General features: G+C 68.3%; 17 protein-coding genes. All 17 read left to right on the top strand.

The window, feature by feature from the left end; translation table 11 throughout:
• Positions 1–97 precede the first annotated feature (97 nt).
• Positions 98–1,345 (top strand): YncE family protein, encoded by a 1,248-nt coding sequence (locus tag BN11_RS01765; protein WP_048693671.1) that lies wholly within the window; start codon positions 98–100, stop codon positions 1,343–1,345.
• 91 nt (positions 1,346–1,436) lie between these two features.
• Positions 1,437–2,237 carry a class I SAM-dependent methyltransferase gene (locus BN11_RS01760; protein WP_048693667.1) on the top strand — a complete coding sequence of 267 codons (801 nt, stop codon included), beginning with the start codon at positions 1,437–1,439 and terminating at the stop codon, positions 2,235–2,237.
• 30 nt (positions 2,238–2,267) lie between these two features.
• A complete protein-coding gene (locus tag BN11_RS01755; RefSeq protein ID WP_048693664.1) occupies positions 2,268–2,453 on the top strand; it encodes a hypothetical protein in 186 nt (61 codons plus the stop codon).
• Between the two features lie 91 nt (positions 2,454–2,544).
• Positions 2,545–4,809 (top strand): TOMM precursor leader peptide-binding protein, encoded by a 2,265-nt coding sequence (locus BN11_RS01750; RefSeq protein ID WP_048693661.1) that lies wholly within the window; start codon positions 2,545–2,547, stop codon positions 4,807–4,809.
• A 29-nt stretch (positions 4,810–4,838) separates the two neighbouring features.
• Entirely contained in the window at positions 4,839–6,212 is a 1,374-nt protein-coding gene (locus BN11_RS01745) for a SagB family peptide dehydrogenase (RefSeq protein WP_048693659.1), read from the top strand.
• Positions 6,209–6,985 carry an HlyD family efflux transporter periplasmic adaptor subunit gene (locus BN11_RS01740; protein WP_048693656.1) on the top strand — a complete coding sequence of 259 codons (777 nt, stop codon included), beginning with the start codon at positions 6,209–6,211 and terminating at the stop codon, positions 6,983–6,985. Before BN11_RS01745 ends, BN11_RS01740 begins: the two co-directional genes overlap by 4 nt.
• A 3-nt stretch (positions 6,986–6,988) precedes the next feature.
• A complete protein-coding gene (locus BN11_RS01735; RefSeq protein ID WP_048693654.1) occupies positions 6,989–9,223 on the top strand; it encodes an NHLP family bacteriocin export ABC transporter peptidase/permease/ATPase subunit in 2,235 nt (744 codons plus the stop codon).
• Positions 9,223–12,132, top strand: coding sequence for an ATP-binding cassette domain-containing protein (locus tag BN11_RS01730; protein ID WP_048693651.1), 2,910 nt, complete (start codon positions 9,223–9,225; stop codon positions 12,130–12,132). The genes BN11_RS01735 and BN11_RS01730 overlap by 1 nt, the downstream gene beginning before the upstream one ends.
• Positions 12,133–12,375: 243 nt before the next feature.
• Entirely contained in the window at positions 12,376–12,759 is a 384-nt protein-coding gene (locus tag BN11_RS01725; protein WP_048693647.1) for a hypothetical protein, read from the top strand.
• Between the two features lie 92 nt (positions 12,760–12,851).
• Positions 12,852–13,244, top strand: a complete 393-nt coding sequence (locus BN11_RS01720; protein WP_048693645.1) for a hypothetical protein — start codon at positions 12,852–12,854, stop codon at positions 13,242–13,244.
• Positions 13,245–13,504: 260 nt separating this feature from the next.
• Positions 13,505–13,891, top strand: a complete 387-nt coding sequence (locus BN11_RS01715; RefSeq protein WP_048693643.1) for a hypothetical protein — start codon at positions 13,505–13,507, stop codon at positions 13,889–13,891.
• A gap of 9 nt (positions 13,892–13,900) precedes the next feature.
• Positions 13,901–14,287, top strand: a complete 387-nt coding sequence (locus tag BN11_RS01710; RefSeq protein WP_048693641.1) for a hypothetical protein — start codon at positions 13,901–13,903, stop codon at positions 14,285–14,287.
• Positions 14,288–14,345: 58 nt separating this feature from the next.
• Complete coding sequence (locus BN11_RS01705) at positions 14,346–14,711, top strand: hypothetical protein (RefSeq protein WP_048693639.1); 366 nt, start codon at positions 14,346–14,348, stop codon at positions 14,709–14,711.
• A gap of 173 nt (positions 14,712–14,884) precedes the next feature.
• On the top strand, positions 14,885–15,829 hold the full coding sequence (locus tag BN11_RS01700) for an ABC transporter ATP-binding protein (RefSeq protein ID WP_048693637.1): 945 nt from the start codon (positions 14,885–14,887) through the stop codon (positions 15,827–15,829).
• Complete coding sequence (locus tag BN11_RS01695; protein WP_083433448.1) at positions 15,826–16,692, top strand: ABC transporter permease; 867 nt, start codon at positions 15,826–15,828, stop codon at positions 16,690–16,692. Before BN11_RS01700 ends, BN11_RS01695 begins: the two co-directional genes overlap by 4 nt.
• Positions 16,692–17,861, top strand: a complete 1,170-nt coding sequence (locus tag BN11_RS01690; RefSeq protein ID WP_048693634.1) for a cytochrome P450 — start codon at positions 16,692–16,694, stop codon at positions 17,859–17,861. The genes BN11_RS01695 and BN11_RS01690 overlap by 1 nt, the downstream gene beginning before the upstream one ends.
• A 5-nt stretch (positions 17,862–17,866) precedes the next feature.
• Positions 17,867–18,022, top strand: a 156-nt coding sequence (locus tag BN11_RS21550; protein WP_157044330.1) for an FAD-dependent oxidoreductase, incomplete at its 3' end; no start/stop codon positions are given.

The following is an 18,022-nucleotide window of genomic DNA, read 5'->3' as shown; positions in this document are numbered from 1 at the left end:
GGGCGGTGGGCCCGGGGGACCGGGCGGGCCGGGAAGACCTCGCGGACCACGGCCGGGGCCGCCGCGCAAGAAGCCAAACTTTGCCCTGCGGCGGGCCATGGCGCTGGCGATCCTGACGGTCGCGGTGCTCCTCCTGTGGTTCGTCGTCAAGGGGGCCGTCGGCCTGATCGGCGGGCTGTTCGGAGGTGACGACAAGGCGGCCACGGTCTCGGCGCCGGTCACGAAAGCCCCGACCGCCGCGCCGACGGTCGCACCCGACGACACTCTGCCCAAAGTCGTGCGGGTGACACCGACCACGACGCCGGCGATGGGGGCGGCCGGTCCGGCCGACAAGACGACCATGGTGCAGAAGTTCCACCTGGCTTCGTCAGCCATGGCGCCGAAGTCGATCGTCGCCAGTCCGAGCGGCGTGCTGTTCGCGCAGAACATGATGTACAAGCACTCGGTGTCGGTGTTCACGTCCGACGGCACGATGATCAAGTCCATCCCGGATGCGGTGGACCTCGCCGAGTTCGGCATCAGCGGGCACCCCGGTCTCTCGCAGGGCGCCCCCGTCGAGGTCGCGTTCACGCCCGACGGCAAGTACGCCTGGGTGTCCAATTATTCTATGTACGGCAAGGGTTTTGGCCCCGAAGGGCTCGACTCGTGCACAGCCGGCGACGGCACCGACACCTCATACGTCTATCGCATCGACGTCGCCTCGCTCACCATCGACAAGGTCGTCCCCGTCGGGGCCGTGCCGAAGTATGTCGCGATCACCCCGGACGGCAAGAACGTCCTGGTGACCAACTGGTGCACTTGGAACCTCTCGGTGATCGACGCCGTCGCCGCCAAGGAGACGGCACGGATCGACTTGGGCGGCAGATATCCCCGCGGGATCGTCGCCGGACCGGACAACAAGACCGCGTATGTCGCGCTGATGGGGTCCAACAAGGTCGTCACCGTCGACCTCGCGAGCAAGGCGGTCGCCGACTTCGCCAAACCGGGCAACGGGCCCCGGCACATCGTCGCCAGCCCCGACGGCAAGTTCCTCTATGTGACCAACAACTCCTCGGGCACCGTCGTCAAGCTCGATCGCGCCACCGGCGCCACCCTCGCCACCGCCACGGTCGGCTCCGAGCCGCGGAGCATGGCGATCAGCAGCGACGGTCTCGCCGTCTATGTCGTGAACTACGGCGAGGGCTCGATGACCAAGATCGCCACCGCCACGATGGCGGCGATGCAGACCGTCAAGACCGACGCCTCGCCGATCGGTATCACCTACGAGCCGACCACCAAGTCGGTCTGGGTCGCCTGCTACGGCGGCAGCCTGCTCGCCTTCGACGACGCGAAGCTCAAGGGCTGATACCGAGACGATGCTGACCCGCCCGCGGGGGAGTACGTATTAGCCCCGGGAGGCGTTGAGCCGCAAGGCCTGAGCCCATTTGGGTAGGGCCATGACTTCCAGCTACAGCGTCGGTACCGGATACGCACGGGACATCGAGTTCGACCGACTGGATCGTCAGGCGGCGCTCACCTTCCCTCGAGAACTGCAGAGCCTCAGGGCGTTCGGGCTCACCACCGACGGTGTGGTCGTCGACTTCGGCAGCGGCAACGGCGCCGTCACCGAGCGCCTGCGTGCCGAGTTGCCGGATGCCGTCGTCTATGGCGCCGACAACGACCTCAGCCTGCTGGCCACCGTGCCGCCGCCGACGCTCGCCGTGAAGGACGGCCGGATCCCGTTGCCGGACAACGCTGCCGACGACGTGCTCATGCGCTTTGTCGCGCAACATCTCACGCCGCGGCAGCGGATGGACGTCTTCGCCGAACTGTGGCGCGTGCTGCGTCCCGGCGGCCGGATCCACGTCATCGACGTCGACGACAGCGATGTCGGTCGCAGCTCGGGCATGGTCACGCGCGGCCTCGTCGAGATCTTCGGCGAACTGCAACGGATCCAGGGCGAGAACGGCGGCGACCGGCTGGTCGTCAAGAAGATCCCGGCCGAACTCGACAACGCCGGCTTCGAGGAGGTCACCCCGGTCGCGGCCACGGTGACGACGGAGGACCACCCCGTCTCGGCGTTCAGCGTGCACATGGGACCGGACCGCTATATCCCCCTCGTCTCCGCCGGAGTGCTCTCCGTCGAACAGCTCGCCGTCGTGGGCTGGTCGTGGGAACGACTACGCCGCGACCCCAACGCCTTCATCTCCATCAATGTCCACAGTGTCCACGCCCGCAAGCCCAACGCCGCGGTCTGACGTGCCGCGCCAGCAGAAAGGGACCCTCCGGTGAACAGCAATCTGAAAGTCTTCCTCGCCATCTTCTGCTTCATCTGGGGCATCGTCGGCGTCGTTCTCGCCGCGGTGAACCTCCAGGCCGAACCGGCCGGCACCACCTCGGCCATCGCCTTCGCCGCTGTCGGCATGGTCGGCTTCGTCGCCGGCTGGCTGCTCATGCGCCGCCCCCGCTACTAGGCCCCGCTCAGGGTCCGCCCACGCAGCGCGTGGGACCAGCTTCGCTTCCCGCACAACACTTCCCAGCACCGTGGCCGTGAAAGGACCAGGCGTGAATCCCTTGCGTTTTCGTGACAGCCTTGCCGTCGACGTCATCGATGGCACGAAGCTCTTCCTGCTCAACGACGAGACGAGCGTGATCGTCGAGAACCCGAACACGGCCGCCGTGGCCGCCCTGATCAACGGCGAACGCGCCATCCCGCAACTGATGAACGAACTCGCCGGGACCTTAAGCCCCGAGCAGGTCTTCCTCGAGGTCGCGAAGCTGCAGCGGGCCGGACATGTCATCTCCCGGGACAGCGCGGACGATCCGGCCACGACCTATCTCGAGAGCTTCGGCAAGGCGACGGACGACTTCGCCGGCAACCAGCGCACCTTCACCGTCGGCGTGCTCGACCTTGTCGATTGTGCTCTGGGCGAGAGCCTTTCGGGGGCCCTCGCGGCATACCCCCAGCTGGCTGTGTCAACGGTCGACCTGTCGGGCGATATCGACGCCGATCTCGTCGTGGTCGTGGCCGGTGACTACCTCGACCCGGCCCTGCGGGAGATCAACAAGCGGTTCCTCGACGGCCAGCACTGGATCCTGACCAAGCCGATGGGCCGGGAGGTCTACGCCGGTCCGCGCATCCTCCCGGGCGAGACCGCCTGCTGGGAGTCGCTCGCCGACCGCATCCAGGCCAACCGGCAGGTGGAGCGTTATGTCACGGGCAAGGTGGGGCGCAGCTATCCGGCCGTCAAGCCCATCGGTGTCTCACCCGGCGGCGTCGCCCTGGCCACCGGCATCCTGGCCAACGAGATCTTCGCCGTGGCCGCCGGGATGCCGGGCGAACTCGCGGGCTCGATGCGATCGATCGACGTCAAGACCTACGAGATGCGCGAACACACCGTCGTCAAGAACCCGCAGTTCAGCGTCGACGACCCCGCGAGCCTGCGGCGCACCAGCGAGGTCATCCTCGGCAACTATCCCGCCTTGCACCTCGAGGACGGCGGCTACCGGGTCTGCACACCGAAGGAGACGTTCGAGCGTCTGGAGCACCACATCAGCCACGTGTGCGGCGCCGTCTCCCGCCTGGTGACCCTCAACGTCGACGAGGAAGGGATCACCCACTCCTACGCCGCCGGTCACAACTTCGGGATGATGGGCGACAACATGGACCTGCTGCGCAACAATATGCGCGGCCAGTCCGGGGGCAAGGGCCGCACCGAGACACAGGCCAAGGTGTCGGGCATCTGCGAGGCCATCGAGCGCTACTCCGGCGTGTGGACCCCGGACATCCCCGAGACCCTGACGACGTGGAACTCGTTGAGCACCAGGGCAATCCACCCCCGGGCGTATCTGAACTACTCCGACGCGCAATACGACAGCCGCGACGAGTGGAACAGGGACCCGCGCAACCGGTTGCAGAAGATCCCGATGATTTTCGACGAGGACCGCCCGGTGCACTTCACCGCCGGCCGGTCGCTGACCACCGGCGAGGAGGTCCTCGTCCCCTCGGCGATGGTGTGGTTCGGTCACCCCGACCTGGACCAGCGCGACCACCTCTACACGATGACCGACAGCAACGGCGGAGCCTCCGGCAATGTCATCGACGAGGCCGTCCTGCAGGGCTTGTGCGAAGTCTACGAGCGCGACGCGGTGGCGCTGTGGTGGTTCAACCGGATCGCCCGTCCCGGTATCGACCTCGCGAGCGTGCAGGACCCCTACGTCAAGCAGATGCAGGACTTCTACGCGACCATGGACCGCGACATCTGGGTCCTCGACCTCTCCAACGACCTCAGCGTCCCGACGTTCGCCGCCTTCTCCAAGCGGCACCACGAGGTGCAGGACCTCATGGTCGGCTTCGGCGCCCACCCCGACCCGCACATCGCGTTCTTCCGGGCCCTGACCGAGCTCAACCAGTTCCTGCCGTTCATCCGCCAACGGGACGCCGACGGCAACACGATCTACTCGGTCGACGACGCGGCCACCCTGGAGTGGTGCCAGACCCGTACCGTGGAGTCCGACCCCTGGGTGGCCCCGGACCCCAATGTGCCCCTGAAGACCCTCGAGTCCCTCGAGCGGGACCTCCCGACTACCCTGGGCGACATCGTGCGCTTCTGCGTCGACGACCTCGCCGCCTCCGGCATGGAGACCGTCGTGGTCAACCAGACCCGGCCGGACATCGACCTCGCCGTCGCGAAGGTCCTCGTGCCGGGCATGCGCCACTTCTGGCGCCGCACGGGCCCGGGACGCATCTATGACGTCCCGGTCGCTCTCGGCTGGCGGGACACTCCGCTGACCGAGGCCGAGGTCAACCCCATCGGCGTCTTCTTCTGACCTGCATCCGACCCGAAGGAGGAGCTGCCATGCTGACCATGACCGAGAAGCTCACGCTGGCCGTGCGGCCCGGGGTGTCGCTGCGGGCCGAGCCGGAGGGGCTCGTCATCGACGCCCCCGGGTGGAGCCAGACCCTTCCCGTCACCGAGGCCGGGGTGAGCGCAAGCCTGGCGGGACTGACGACCGACCGTTCGGCGGAGGAGATCGCCCGCGACGCCGTCGTCGCCTCCGGGTCCTTCGGCGCCGCGATGACCGTCCAGGTCGTGCTGGCCCGGCTGCAGTCCTTGGGCGTCCTGGAGCATCGGGTGGTCGCCGACGGAAACCTCCGCGCGTGGCTGCGCACGGCCGGGGCGATGCCCTGCGCCGTGAGCCGTATGCCGGACGACGGGCAGGTGCGCACCCTCAGCCCGCTGTTGATCGCCACGCTCGCCGACGGCTTCGTCCAGCTGGAGTCGGGCGCGACGCACCTGAAGGTCGGGCTGATTCCGGAGCTCTTCGGACGCCTGGTCGAGGAGGGACACGGAAGCCTGCCGGGCCCCGTGGCCGATCTGCTCTTCTCCGCGGGTCTCCTTCTCACGCCTGACGAGGCCGCCGATCGCCGTGTGCGGCAATGGGATCCGAGTGACGCGTGGTTCCACCGGCGGGTCTCCGAATCCCGGGGCAACGACGGTTACGGCGGGACCTATCACCTCGCGGCGGAGTTCGACCCACTGCCATACGACCGGCCCGCCCCCGGGGCCAGCATCGCCCTGCCCGTCCCCGACGAGAGCGAGCCCAAGGGTGCGCCGGTCATCGACGCCATCGAGAAGCGCCGCAGCTTCCGCAGCTTCCAGGCCGGCAAGACCACGCTCGCCCAGCTGTCGCAGGTGCTCTATCGCACGGTGCGCGCCCGCCAGACCTTCCCCGACGATCACGGGCTCGACGTCGTCGATCGCCCCTACCCCAGCGGCGGTTCGATCCACGAACTCGACACCTATCTCGTCATCAACGACGTCGCGGGACTCGACCCGGGCATCTACCGGTATGCCCCGCTGCGGCACGAGTTGGACCTGATCAGCGCCGACCCGTTGGCGCGCACGCGGCTGAGCGCCGACGCCCAGATCCCGTTGCGGGCCGAGGTCCCGGCCCCGATCGTCATGATCATCTCGGCCCGCTTCGGACGACTCATGTGGAAATACCAGGGTATGCCGTATGCCCTGCTGACCAAGCATGTCGGGGTGCTCTACCAGACGACCTATCTCGCCGGTGAGGCGGCGGGCCTGGGCGTATGCGGCATCGGCGGCACGTCGTCGACGCTCTTCGCCCAGGTCACCGGTGAGCACCCGCTGGATGAGGGACCGGTCGGCATGATGGTGCTCGGGGTGGCGGACCGCACCGAAGCGGACCCCTGGGGCCGGCCATGAAGTTCCGGTTCAAAGCCCTTGAGCGGCAACGACATCCAGACCAGCTCGACTCACCGCTGCTGCTCGCGTCTCCGCAAGGCTGGGTCGCCGTGTTCACCGTCCTGATCACGACGGTCATGATCGGGTTGTGGGCCTTCCTCGGCTCGCTGCCCCGGTCGATCTCCGTCGACGGCATGGTCTCCTATTCCGGCGGGGTGGAGTCGGTCGAGGCGGCCGTCGCCGGCAGCGTCACCGGCCTGGCGGTCGCGCCCGGCCAGGTGGTGCGCAGCGGCGACGTGCTCGCCACCGTCCGGGACCGGTTCGGCAATGACACCCAGGTCACCTCCCTCGCCGACGGCCGCGTGATCGCGATCCCGAGCGGGCTCGGCAGTTATGTCGCAGCCGGGGACGTCGTCGCGAGCGTCGAGCGCATCGACAACGCCGAGCAGCCGTTGTCGGCCACCCTCCTCGTCAGCGGCGACCTCGTGCCCTTCGTCCACGTCGATCAGCAGGTGAACATGTCCGTGCCCGGAGTCAACCCGCGCGCGTTCGGTCGCCTCAAGGGGGTCGTGACCGCGGTCAGCGACTATCCGGCGACGGCTCCCATCGAGGGGTCGCAGGAGTCGCCGGTGTATGCCGTCGACGTCCAGCTGCTGCCGGACGCCGCCACGGTCAGCGGCTACGCCTGGACCAGCGCCTCCGGCCCGCCCGCTGAGTTACGTTCTCGCACACCGGTGCACGCCGAATTGTCACTCGGTGGTGTGCGTCCGGTCTCGTATCTGCTGGGGCTGTGAGCCATGCCCACCCTCAAGCGCGGCACCCGCCCGCGGATCGAACGCGAATGTGCCGGGCTGGCGCCGCGGCGGGCCCGGGTCCGCCGGACTCCGTCGGTCATCCAGATGGAGGCCGCCGAGTGCGGGGCGGCGTCGTTGAGCATCCTGCTGTCGCACTACGGCCGGTTCGTCCCGCTGGAAGAACTGCGCATCGCGTGCGGCATCTCCCGTGACGGCTCCTCCGCCAAGAATGTCGTCGAGGCGGCTCAGAGCTACGGCCTGGTCGGGGTCGGCCGGCGCATGGAGATCCAGCCCATGATGGCGCTGGATCATCCGGTCATCATCTTCTGGGCCTTCCAGCACTTCATGGTCGTCAACGGGTTCGAACGCCGCGGCGGGCAGACGATGGTCCTCATCAACGACCCGGCCTCCGGTCCGCGGCGGATGCCGCTCACGGAGTTCGACCAGGGATTCACCGGCATCGTCCTGGACCTGGTGCCCGGCGACGACTTCATTACCGGCGGTGCCCCTACCAAGACGTTGAGTATGCTCCGGGAGCGTATTTCCGGCACCGGGCGGGCTCTAACGCTCGCTCTCGTCGCGAGTGTCCTGCTCGTGATTCCCGGCGTGGTCGTGCCGGTCTTCACGCAGTACTACATCGACCGGGTCTTCGGCACCGAGGGGACCTCCCTGATCCCCATGCTGCTCGGCCTGACCGCCTGCGCCGCAGCGACATTGATCCTGACTCGCGTGCAGACCCACAACCTGCGCCTGGCCGAATCACGCAGCGCGCTCGTCTCCGCCGGCCGCTTCCTGTATCGGCTGCTGCGGCTGCCGCTCGGCTTCTTCCTGCAACGCCGCGCAGGCGAACTGGGCCGGCGCCTGTCGAGCAACAGGCAGGTCGCCCAGACCCTGACCCGCGACCTGGTCGTCACGACCGTCAACCTGCTGCTGATCGTCGTCTATGGCGGGGCGCTGCTCTTCCAGGACCTCCTGTTGGGCACGATCGCCATCGGCATCGCCATGCTCAACCTCATCGTGTTGCGCGCGGTGATGCGTCGTCGCGTCGACAGCGCGACCGCACTCGAAGCCGAGGAATCCCGGCTCGCCGTGGCCACGCTGCATACCATCTCCGCGATCGAGACGGTGAAGTCCTGCGGCACCGAGCACGCCTCATTTGGCCGGTGGTCGGGGTCGATGGCGAAGGCGATGAGCGAGTCGCAGAAGCTCGGCGTGCCCACCGCCTTGCTCACGGTCATGCCGCCGCTGCTGGCAACCGTCAACTCCGGGATCGTCATCCTGATCGGCGGGCTGCGGGTCGTCGACGGCGCGATGACGGTGGGCGTCCTGTTCGCCTTCCAGGCGCTGCTGACCACCTTCACCCGCCCGCTGACCCAGCTGACCAACCAGGCTGGGCAGATCCAGGAGTTGGGCGCCCAACTGCAGCGGCTGCGCGACGCGGAGAAGTACGAGCTCGACCTGGCCTTCACCACCACTGATGCGGGGCAAACCCGGGTGCTGACCGGCAATGTCACCTTCGACCGTGTCGACTTCACCTTCGGGCCGCTGCAGGCGCCGCTCGTCGTCGACTTTAACCTCGATCTCGAGCCGGGGATGCGCGTGGCGCTCGTCGGCGCGTCCGGGTCGGGCAAGAGCACGATCGCCAAACTGGCGGCCGGGCTGCTGCAGCCGAGTGCCGGGAGGGTGCTGTATGACGGGGAGCCGCGGCAGGCCTGGAGCCGACAGTCCATGGCCCGGTCGGTGGCGTATGTCGATCAGCGCAGCAGTCTCTTCGAGGGGACGATCCGCGACAACGTGTGTCTGTGGGACGACGAGATCAGTGAGGCGACGATCCTGCGAGCGTTGTCGGACGCCGAGATCGACGGGGTGATCGCGCACCGGGCCGGTGGCCTCAGTTCCCGGATCGCCGAGGGCGGCACGAACTTCTCTGGCGGGCAACGGCAACGGCTCGAGCTGGCGCGCGCCCTGGTGAGCAATCCGACGTTGCTCATCCTCGACGAGGCGACCAGTGCCCTCGACACCTCGACCGAACGTCTCGTCATGGACAATCTGCGCCGCCGCGGGTGTGCCCTGATGCTCATCGCGCACCGTCTCTCGACGGTGCGGGATGCCGACGTGATCCTCGTGATCGACCAGGGACGCGTCGTGGAGTCGGGCCGGCATGAGGACCTCATGGCCCTCGACGGGCACTATCGATCACTCGTCGAGTCCGACGCCTCTAACCAGGAGAAGCAGTGATGGCCAACGAGATCGGCCCGTCGGGGTCATGGGCTGCGGACCTTCCGGAGAGCTTCCCGGTGATCTGGTCGCAGCGGGACATGCATCTGGTCCTCGGTGCCGACGACCTGTTCATCGTCGAGGCCGGTGAGGTCGATCTCTTCGCCGTGCAGGTCCGCGACGATCAGCCGGTGGGGCCCTGGCATGGCGTGGGCCGGGCCGGCCCGGGTGACGTCATCGCCGGCCCGGTGCGCGGCCCCCGGCACCGGGTGCTGTGTCGTCGGGTCGGGGATGCCGAGTTGCGGATCGCGCCGCTGAATTCGGTGCACGCGCTGCTGCGCGACCCGGAGACACCCGAGCAGGTGGTCTCCGGCCTCGTCAGCGGCATCGAATCGACCCTGCGCAAGATCACGCGCGGCGTGCAGCGCGAACTGCCGCCCCGGGACTTCCGGGTCCTCGCCGGGAATGCCGTCAACGAATTCGAGGACGGCGACATCGTGCGTCCCATCGTCGATGTCCTGTGGGTGGAAGTCACCCAGGGAAGGGTCTTCCACGGCATGGACGAACGCGAGTACGGCGTCGGCGAGACGGTGTGTGTCACCCGGCAGGACTGGCTGCGGGTGACCCAGGAAAGCCGGCTGCGGACCTGGACCACGTCTCAGGTGCACGAACGCGACGGCCTCTGGCGGGCGTTGGTCTCCCACTGGTCCCGCTTCCTCTATTTCATCGACCGCCTCGTCGAGCGCGACGAACTGACTTCCCTCGAAGCGGTGCAGCGCGCGACGGATCGCGACGCCGAGGCCACGATGCTCGTGCGCCGCGGCAATGACACCCTCCTGCTGCGCGACAGCCTCGACGTGCGCGGTGTCACCTCCGGCCATGTCGACGCCGTCACCCGTGTCCTGGCGGAGATGAAGGCGGATCCGGCTGTGCCGGAGACCATCTCGTCGCGTCGCGATATCGGCGACTACGACCAGCTGTCCTCCGGCGGCTGGGTCCGGACGCGGGCGATCAAACTCGAGGGCCGCTGGTGGACCAAGGACATGGGGCCGGTTGCCGGCTACTGGGGGCCGGACCATCTGCCGAGTGCTTTCGTCTTCCGCGACGGCGGTTACGTCGTCCAGGCCCGCTGGCTCGACGATCCCGTGCGGATCACGTCGGACAACCAGTTCAGCGCCGGGCGCCACGTGTGGGCCGTCTATCCTCGCCTGCCGCTCTCCGTTACGTCGGTCAAGAGCTTGCTGGGCCACAGCCTGCGCGGACGCTCCGGAGACTTCTGGCTGTTCGGGACCATGGCCGCCCTCATCGGGATCCTCGGTCTGCTGACCCCGGTGCTCAGCGGACGCGTCTTGGGCGACTATGTCGCCTCCGCGAACCGGTCGATGATCGTGCAAGCGGGATTGGCGATCGTGCTCAGCGGTCTGGTCGGCGCGGCGTTCGCGATCGTCCAGAACCTGACCGTGTTGCGCCTGCAGGGATCCGTCACCGCGAGTTCGCAGACAGGCGTCTGGGGCCGGCTGCTCGACCTGCCTGTGACCTTCTTCCAGCGCTATTCGACCGGCCGGCTCTGCACCATCGTCTTGAGTGTCAAGGCCGCCCAAGAGGCGCTCTCGGGGGTCGTCGTCGCCGCCACCCTCGGCCTGGTCGTCGTCGTGGCGAACCTCATCCTCGTCTTCTTCTTCAACACGATCCTGGCCCTCGTCGCGCTGGCGCTGGCGGTCGTCCCGACCGTCGCGTCGTGGCTCCTCGGCAAGCAGGTGCTCACCCACGAGCGGCGGCGCTACGAGGCAGAGCAGCAGCTGACGGGCATGGGGTATGAGGTGTTGTCGGCGATGTCGAAGATCCGCGCTTCCGCCGCGGAGGAACGCGCCTTCCTGCGCTGGTCCGATCAGCAGCGGGTCGTGCAGGTCCACGCGCTGGCGAGCCGGCGTATCCAGGACCGGGTCACCGCGCTCAACGCGGTCTATCCGATCTTCGCCCTGGCCGTCCTGTTCATCGTCGCGACGCGCCTCGATCCGCAACCTGGCCTATCGACCCTGCTGTCATTCCTCACCTCGGCCACCTTGCTGATCAATGCGCTCCTGCAGTTCACCGGGAGTGTCCTGACGGCCGCGGCGATCATCCCGATGCTCGGATCGATGGAGCCCATCCTCCAGGCCGAACCGGAGGCCGGCGTCGGCAAGGCCCACCCGGGCGATCTGTCCGGCAGCGTCACCCTGCGGGGCGTCTCCTTCCGCTACGGCCTGGACGGGCCGCTCGTGCTCGACGATGTCTCCATCGACGTCAACCCGGGCGAGTTCGTCGCGATCGTCGGGCCGTCCGGAAGCGGCAAGTCCACGGTCGTCCGGATGCTGCTGGGGTTCGCCAAACCGGTGAGTGGGGCCGTGCTCTACGACGGCCAGGACCTCGGCGAACTCGACCTGTCCGCGGTGCGCGGTCAATGCGGCGTGGTGCTGCAGGCCGGGGCCCTGATGGCCGGGGACATGCGAGCGAATATCTCTGCGGGAGGCAACTATTCGGACGACGATCTCTGGGAGGCCGCCGAGATGGCTGGTCTCGCGGACGACATCCGGGCCATGCCGATGGGCTTGGCAACGGTCGTGAACGAATCCTCTCAGGGCCTGTCAGGCGGCCAGGTGCAGCGCCTCATGATCGCCCGAGCGCTCGTCAATCGTCCCCGATTCGTCATCTTCGACGAAGCCACCAGCGCCCTGGACAATCCGACACAGCGGATCGTCGCCGATGCGACGCGCGCCCTCAACGCCACGAGAATCGTTGTGGCCCATCGAATGTCGACCATCATCGGTGCCGACCGCATCTACGTCATGGATGGCGGGACGATCGTGCAGCAGGGCACGCACGAGGAGTTGATGGCCGACGAGGACGGTCTGTTCGCCCAACTCGCCCGCCGTCAGGAGGTCGACGCCTGACGCTTCGCACAGATGCCGCGGGGCCTCCGGACCGGAGGCCCCGCATTCGTGTCCGCGGCCACCGGCTACGTACCCCTTGCGTATGGGCTGGGTACCAAACGAAGCGAAAAGTGTTGTCCTAGGTGGGCATTCGGCGTCAAGAAGGCTTCCGGTGCGCGGGGGATCGCCGCACAGGATGGGCAGTGCCAGGGAGGCACAGGGCAGCCCCGGCCGACACCCACATAAGGAAGAAAGGCACAAGCCATGGCGCTCAATGAGAACCAGAAGAACGAGTTCGTCGACGCGTACACCAAGGCCCTCCTGGCCAGCTGGTCGAGCGACGAGTACGCCGCCCGCCTCGAGAGCGACCCGCGCGCGGCGCTGGCCGAGGTCGGCCTGGACCTGCCCGCCGACGCGACGATTGTCGTGACCCGCGGCGCGGCGGAGGTGTCCAGCGAAGGAGACGCGCAGGGCCGACTGGACAACCAGGTCGCCCTGTACGAGGCCGGCCTGGAGTCCGGGCGGTTCGAATTCCACATGCCGTCCACCCCCCAGATCGACACCTCCGAGCTCGACGTCGACGAGCTCGCCGGCATCGCCGGTGGTGGCATCTACTGCTGCTGCTGCCCCTGCTGCTGCTGCGGCTGACCCTCGCCCAGAGCGACGTGGCCGGGTCCGCTGGACCCGGCCACGTCGCTTTTCCCGCGCCGCAACCGAACCGCTGAAAGGAGAAGGACCGCATGGCAATTTCTGAGAAGCAGAAGGGCGACTTCGTCGACGCCTACACCAAGGCGTTGCTCGCCAGTTGGTCGGACGAGGACTACGCCTCTCGACTCGAGAGTGACCCGCGGACCGCGCTGGCCGAGGTGGGTCTGTTCCTGCCCGCCGGTGCAAGCGTTCACGTCGAAACCGGCGCGCCGGCAAGCACGACGGTCGAAACCGTCGAACCCCAGGCTCGCCTGCAACGACAGGTCGACCTGTACGAGGCCGGGTTCGCCTCCGGTCACTTCGAGTTCCACATGCCGGCGACACCGCAGATCGACACCGCCGAGCTCGACATCGAGGACCTGGCGTCGGTTTCCGGCGGCATCACGTGCTGTTCGTGCTGCTGCCCCTGCTGCTGCTGCGGCTGACCATCCCTCCTGGGGCCAGTCGAAAGCGCACGACTCGCCGTAATGGAAGTGCCATTACGGCGAGTCGTGCGCTGTCGACTGTGGACCCGAGGGCGCGGGGACGCGCTGCGTATGCGGTGCAGCGGCATACGAACGGCCGCCGCGGGCGCTACGTGCGCGTTAAGCCCGTTGCGCTCTTCCCCCGCGTACGGGTCGCCGCCCGACAGTGGGGCAGGCCTGAATGCAGGGGCCCCCTATCGAATCAGAGAAAGGCCACAATCATGGCGATCAGCGAGACCCAGAAGAACGAGTTCATCGACGCCTACACCAAGGCCCTCCTCGCGAGCTGGTCCAACGACGAGTATGCCGCCCGCCTCGAGAGCGACCCCCGGGCCGCCTTCGCCGAGGTCGGCCTGGACCTCCCCGCGGGGGCAGAGATCGTCGTCACGCGCGGCTCGGCGAACGAGGCCACCGGGGATGAGCCCAAGGCGCGTCTGGACAACCAGGTGGCACTCTACGAGGCCGGGCTGGAGTCCGGGCGTTTCGAGTTCCACATGCCGTCGACCCCCCAGATCGACACCTCCGAGATCGACATCGACGAGCTGGCGGGCGTCGCCGGCGGTCTGACGATCGCCTGCTGCTGCTGCCCCTGCTGCTGCTGCGGCTAAGGGCTGGTCATGCGACAAGCCGCCCGGACCCAGTTCATCAAGTCCTACTCGCAGGCCTTGCTCCAGAGCTGGTGCGACGAGGACTTCGCCGGTCAGCTCGACCGCAACCCGCGTGAGGCGCTCGTGTCGGTCGGCATGGAACTTCCCCCCGGCGCCACGATCGAGATCATCCGTCACACGCCCGACCAGGTGGGCGAGGCCCGCCGGGACGGAGACGTCGACAAGCAGGTCGCCCTCTACGAGGCCGGTCTCGAAAGCGGCCACTTCGTCTTCCACATGCCGACCGCCCCGGTCGTCGACACGGCCGATCTCAACGCCGAGGAACTCGGCGTCATCGCCGCCGGCACGACCTACTGCTGCTGCTGCTGCCCGGCCTGCAGCTCCTGCACGATCTGACACCAACCACCCCCAACCGTTCACCTTCGAACGAAACCAACCAATAAGGAGAAAAACTATGAGCAGCAACGAGTTCCGCGAGCAGTACCTTCAGCTCCTCGTCAAGGACTGGACGGACGAGGGCTTCGGGGCCCGCATCGACGCCGACGCCAAGGGTGCCCTTGCCGAGGTCGGCATCGTCATCCCCGATGGCGTCGACGTCGAGGTCATCCGGCACGGCCAGGGCGAGGTCAACCCCTACGAGGGGAAGTCGAACGAAGCCGCCCTCGACGCCCAGGAGGCGATCTTCGAGGCCGGCCTGAAGTCCGGCAAGGTGCAGATCCACCTGCCGGCCGCGCCGTCCACCGAGGAGGGCATCCTCTCCGAGAGCGACCTGAGCGAAGTGGCTGCCGGCGAAGTTCCGTGCTGCTGCTGCTGCTGCTGACGACCAGCCACGCACCCGGGCGTGAGGCGCAATCAGCGCCTCACGCCCGTCGCTGTCCCCGGAGGACACAGTGCGCATCCATTTACGTACGACACCCCGGGGGATGAGTAGGTGCGCGGGGTGTTACCACCGCCAAGGCCCGCCAAGACTGATGCCACCGGAAGGAGTGGAACATGACAACGATCACCGATCACCTCCCCATCGACGTGCAGGGCTTGCGCAAGACCTACGGTGATTTCGCGGCCGTGGACCATCTCGACCTGCAGGTCCGGCCCGGCGAGGTCTTCGCCCTCCTCGGACCCAACGGGGCCGGCAAGACCACCACGGTCGACATGCTCTGCGGCGTGCAGCGCCGCACCGGTGGCACCGTCAGCGTGCTGGGGGAGGACCCCCATCACGACAGCCGCCAGTGGCGCAACCGCCTGGGCGTCGTGCCGCAGAACACCGGCGACTACCTCAACCTCACCGTCCGTGAAGTGGTCGAGATGTTCGCCACCTTCTACTCCGATCCCATCCCCACCGACGAACTGATCTCCATGGTCGGCCTGACCGCGAAGGCCGGCGCGAAGACGAATGCGCTCTCCGGCGGGCAGAAGCGCCGGCTCGACGTCGCGGTCGGGGTGGTCGGCAAGCCGGAACTGATCTTCCTCGACGCGCCGCCCACCGGCCTGGACCCGCAGGCGCGGCGGGAGGCCTGGGACCTCGTCGACTACTTCCGCGAACTCGGCGCCACCACCGTCTTGACCACGCACTACCTCGACGAGGCCGAGACCCTCGCCGACCGTGCCGGGGTCATCGCCGCCGGACGGATGCTCGCGATCGGCACGATCGACGAACTCGGCCGCACCGCCGGCTACAGCGCCAATGTCACCGTCACCGATCTCGAGGGGGTGGCGGGCGTCATACCGTCCGACCTCGGCGTCCTCGAACCCGACGCCCGGGCGGACCGGCGCGGCGGGGTGCTCATCGGCACCGACCAGCCCACCGCCGTCGTCGAACGGCTCACCCGCCTGGCCCGCGAACAGGGTTTCGGCGAGATCCCCGGCCTGACCGTCAGCCGGCCCACCTTGGAAGACACCTACCTGCGGTTGATCCAGCGAGAGGACGCCCAGCGATGACGATGACCTCCAGCCGCCCGACGACCACCGCGTCCTCGGCTCCACCCGCGCCCGCACATCGGCCCCTCCCCGGGTTGTGGCGCACCAGTCTCGCGCGCTCCGTAAGCGAGTTGCGCGTCTTCTTCCGCAACCCGCAATCGGTCGTGTTCACCCTCGCGCTGCCGGTGATCCTGCTGATGATCTTCGGATCCATCTTCAGCGGCAAGATCGAGGGGACCGACACCGACTTCAAGCAGTACTTCGTCGCAGGGATCGTCGCCGCGGGCATCATGAGCACCGCCTTCACCGGCCTGGCCATCAATGTCGCCCTCGAACGGGAGATGGGTCTGATCCGCCGGCTCGCCGGGTCGCCCATGCCCAAGGCCAGCTACTTCGTCGGCAAGGTCGTGCTGGTGCTCGTCACCTCCCTCCTGGAGGCGCTGATCCTCATCGCGCTCGGCACCGCCCTGTTCGGACTGGACCTGCCGAGCGACGCCGACCACTGGATCGCCTTCGGGTGGATCTTCGTCCTCGGCACGGCTGCCTGCGCGCTCAGCGGCCTCGCCTACACCGCGTTGATCCCGTCCGCCAACAGCGCCGCGGCCATCGTCACCCCACCGTTCCTGGTGCTGCAGTTCATCTCCGGTGTCTTCTTCCCCTTCAACCAACTGCCGGAGTGGATGCAGACGACGGCCGGGATCTTCCCGCTGAAGTGGATGACCCAAGGGCTGCGTTATGTCTTCCTGCCCGACGGGTTCTCCGCGGTCGAGCCGGGCGGGGTGTGGAACCTCCCCCTCATCGCGATGGCGCTCGGTTTCTGGGTGCTGCTGGCCGGCTTCCTGACGGCAATCACCTTCAAGTGGCGAGGCCCGAAGGTGCGCTGATGACGACCACGACCGACAGCCCCGCGGCACCTCCCGGCGTCGCACCCATCTTCTCTCCGCTCTTCGCGATCAACCCCGAACCCACGCTGAGTCACCTGCGCGAGCACGATCCGGTCCACCGCTTGCCGGGACCCGAGCCGGTCTATGTGCTCACCCGCGCGGCCGACACCGAAGCCGCCCTGCGCGACCCGGCCTGTTCGGCGGCGGGTGGCCAGGAAGAGCGTAGCCGGCGGTCGGGAGCGCCGGTGTCGATGCTCAATACCGACGGCGCAGAACACGATTCGCTGCGTCGCCCCGGCGCGGCGCTGCTCGGGCCGGCCGCGGTGCGCGCGTCCTCCGGGGCGCTCGCCGCCGCTGCCGGCAATCTCGTCTCCGAGTTGCCCGCCCGCTTCGACATCACGAGCGCGTATGCCGAGCCGCTGGCGACGCTGGCGCTGCTGGAGATCCTCGGCCTGGCCGACCACGCCCGATTCGGTGACTTCGACCGGCACGCCCGGGCCGTGAGCGTCGCGATCGACCCCATGCCGTCACCGGCCCAGGCCGCGCAGGGCGCCTTGGCGATGGGCGAGTTCGACGGCTATGTCGAGCGGCTCGTCGCAACGGCGCCCAATTCGCTTCTGGCACAGTTGCCATCGCGATTCGGCATCACGCCCGAACAAGCCCGCGGGATCGTCTCGCTGGCCGTCGTCGGCGGCTGGTCGCCGCTGGCGGAGGTCGTGACGACGGCGCTGGAACTGGCCTTGCCTGACGACGGTCCGGCGGACGCGGACCTGGAGCCGTGGTGCGACGACGTGATCCGCTGGCATACGCCGATCCCGTTCGTCGCGCGCCGCACCATCAGCGCGTTGACGGTGCCGTCCGGGGCCATCCCGGCGGGGGCGCAAGTCCTCATTCATCTCGGGTCGGCGAATCGTGATGGCCGCCGGTTCCCCGACCCGGATCGTGTCGACGCGCAGCGGCCGGCCGCCAGCGCGCATCTGGCCTTCGGCCATGGGGCTCATGTCTGCCTGGGGACGGCTCTGGTGCGCGCCGTCGTCCCGCTCGCGATCCGCTCGCTCCGGTCCCAACGTCCGGGAGCCCGTGTCGCCTCGAGCCTGTTCGTCTGGCGGCCAGGCATTTTCCCGCGCCGGCCCATGTCCGCGATCGTGCACGGCGGAGTGGCGACGTGACCCAGATGGACGTCGTCGTCGTCGGGGCCGGGGTGGCCGGCCTTGCGGCCGCAGAGTATGCCGTGGCGAGCGGTCTGCGCGTCGAGGTGCTCGAGGCTGCCGACCGCGTGGGGGGACGCGTCGCGACGGTCACCCACGCCGGCCGCGCCGGCGAACTCGGG

The organism is Nostocoides australiense Ben110 (genome assembly GCF_001050535.1).
GTDB lineage: Bacteria > Actinomycetota > Actinomycetes > Actinomycetales > Dermatophilaceae > Nostocoides_A > Nostocoides_A australiense.
This window is presented reverse-complemented; position numbering and strand designations above follow the sequence as displayed.

Bases quoted from the DNA above. Each gene is read 5' to 3' on its own strand.
- BN11_RS01765 (WP_048693671.1), top strand. From the start codon at position 98: ATGGCGCTGGCGATCCTGACGGTCGCGGTGCTCCTCCTGTGGTTCGTC.
- BN11_RS01705 (WP_048693639.1), top strand. From the start codon at position 14,346: ATGAGCAGCAACGAGTTCCGCGAGCAGTACCTTCAGCTCCTCGTCAAG.
- BN11_RS01720 (WP_048693645.1), top strand. From the start codon at position 12,852: ATGGCAATTTCTGAGAAGCAGAAGGGCGACTTCGTCGACGCCTACACC.
- BN11_RS01700 (WP_048693637.1), top strand. From the start codon at position 14,885: ATGACAACGATCACCGATCACCTCCCCATCGACGTGCAGGGCTTGCGC.
- BN11_RS01740 (WP_048693656.1), top strand. From the start codon at position 6,209: ATGAAGTTCCGGTTCAAAGCCCTTGAGCGGCAACGACATCCAGACCAG.
- BN11_RS01710 (WP_048693641.1), top strand. From the start codon at position 13,901: ATGCGACAAGCCGCCCGGACCCAGTTCATCAAGTCCTACTCGCAGGCC.
- BN11_RS01735 (WP_048693654.1), top strand. From the start codon at position 6,989: ATGCCCACCCTCAAGCGCGGCACCCGCCCGCGGATCGAACGCGAATGT.
- BN11_RS01730 (WP_048693651.1), top strand. From the start codon at position 9,223: ATGGCCAACGAGATCGGCCCGTCGGGGTCATGGGCTGCGGACCTTCCG.
- BN11_RS01690 (WP_048693634.1), top strand. From the start codon at position 16,692: ATGACGACCACGACCGACAGCCCCGCGGCACCTCCCGGCGTCGCACCC.
- BN11_RS01760 (WP_048693667.1), top strand. From the start codon at position 1,437: ATGACTTCCAGCTACAGCGTCGGTACCGGATACGCACGGGACATCGAG.
- BN11_RS01745 (WP_048693659.1), top strand. From the start codon at position 4,839: ATGCTGACCATGACCGAGAAGCTCACGCTGGCCGTGCGGCCCGGGGTG.
- BN11_RS01695 (WP_083433448.1), top strand. From the start codon at position 15,826: ATGACGATGACCTCCAGCCGCCCGACGACCACCGCGTCCTCGGCTCCA.
- BN11_RS01725 (WP_048693647.1), top strand. From the start codon at position 12,376: ATGGCGCTCAATGAGAACCAGAAGAACGAGTTCGTCGACGCGTACACC.
- BN11_RS01715 (WP_048693643.1), top strand. From the start codon at position 13,505: ATGGCGATCAGCGAGACCCAGAAGAACGAGTTCATCGACGCCTACACC.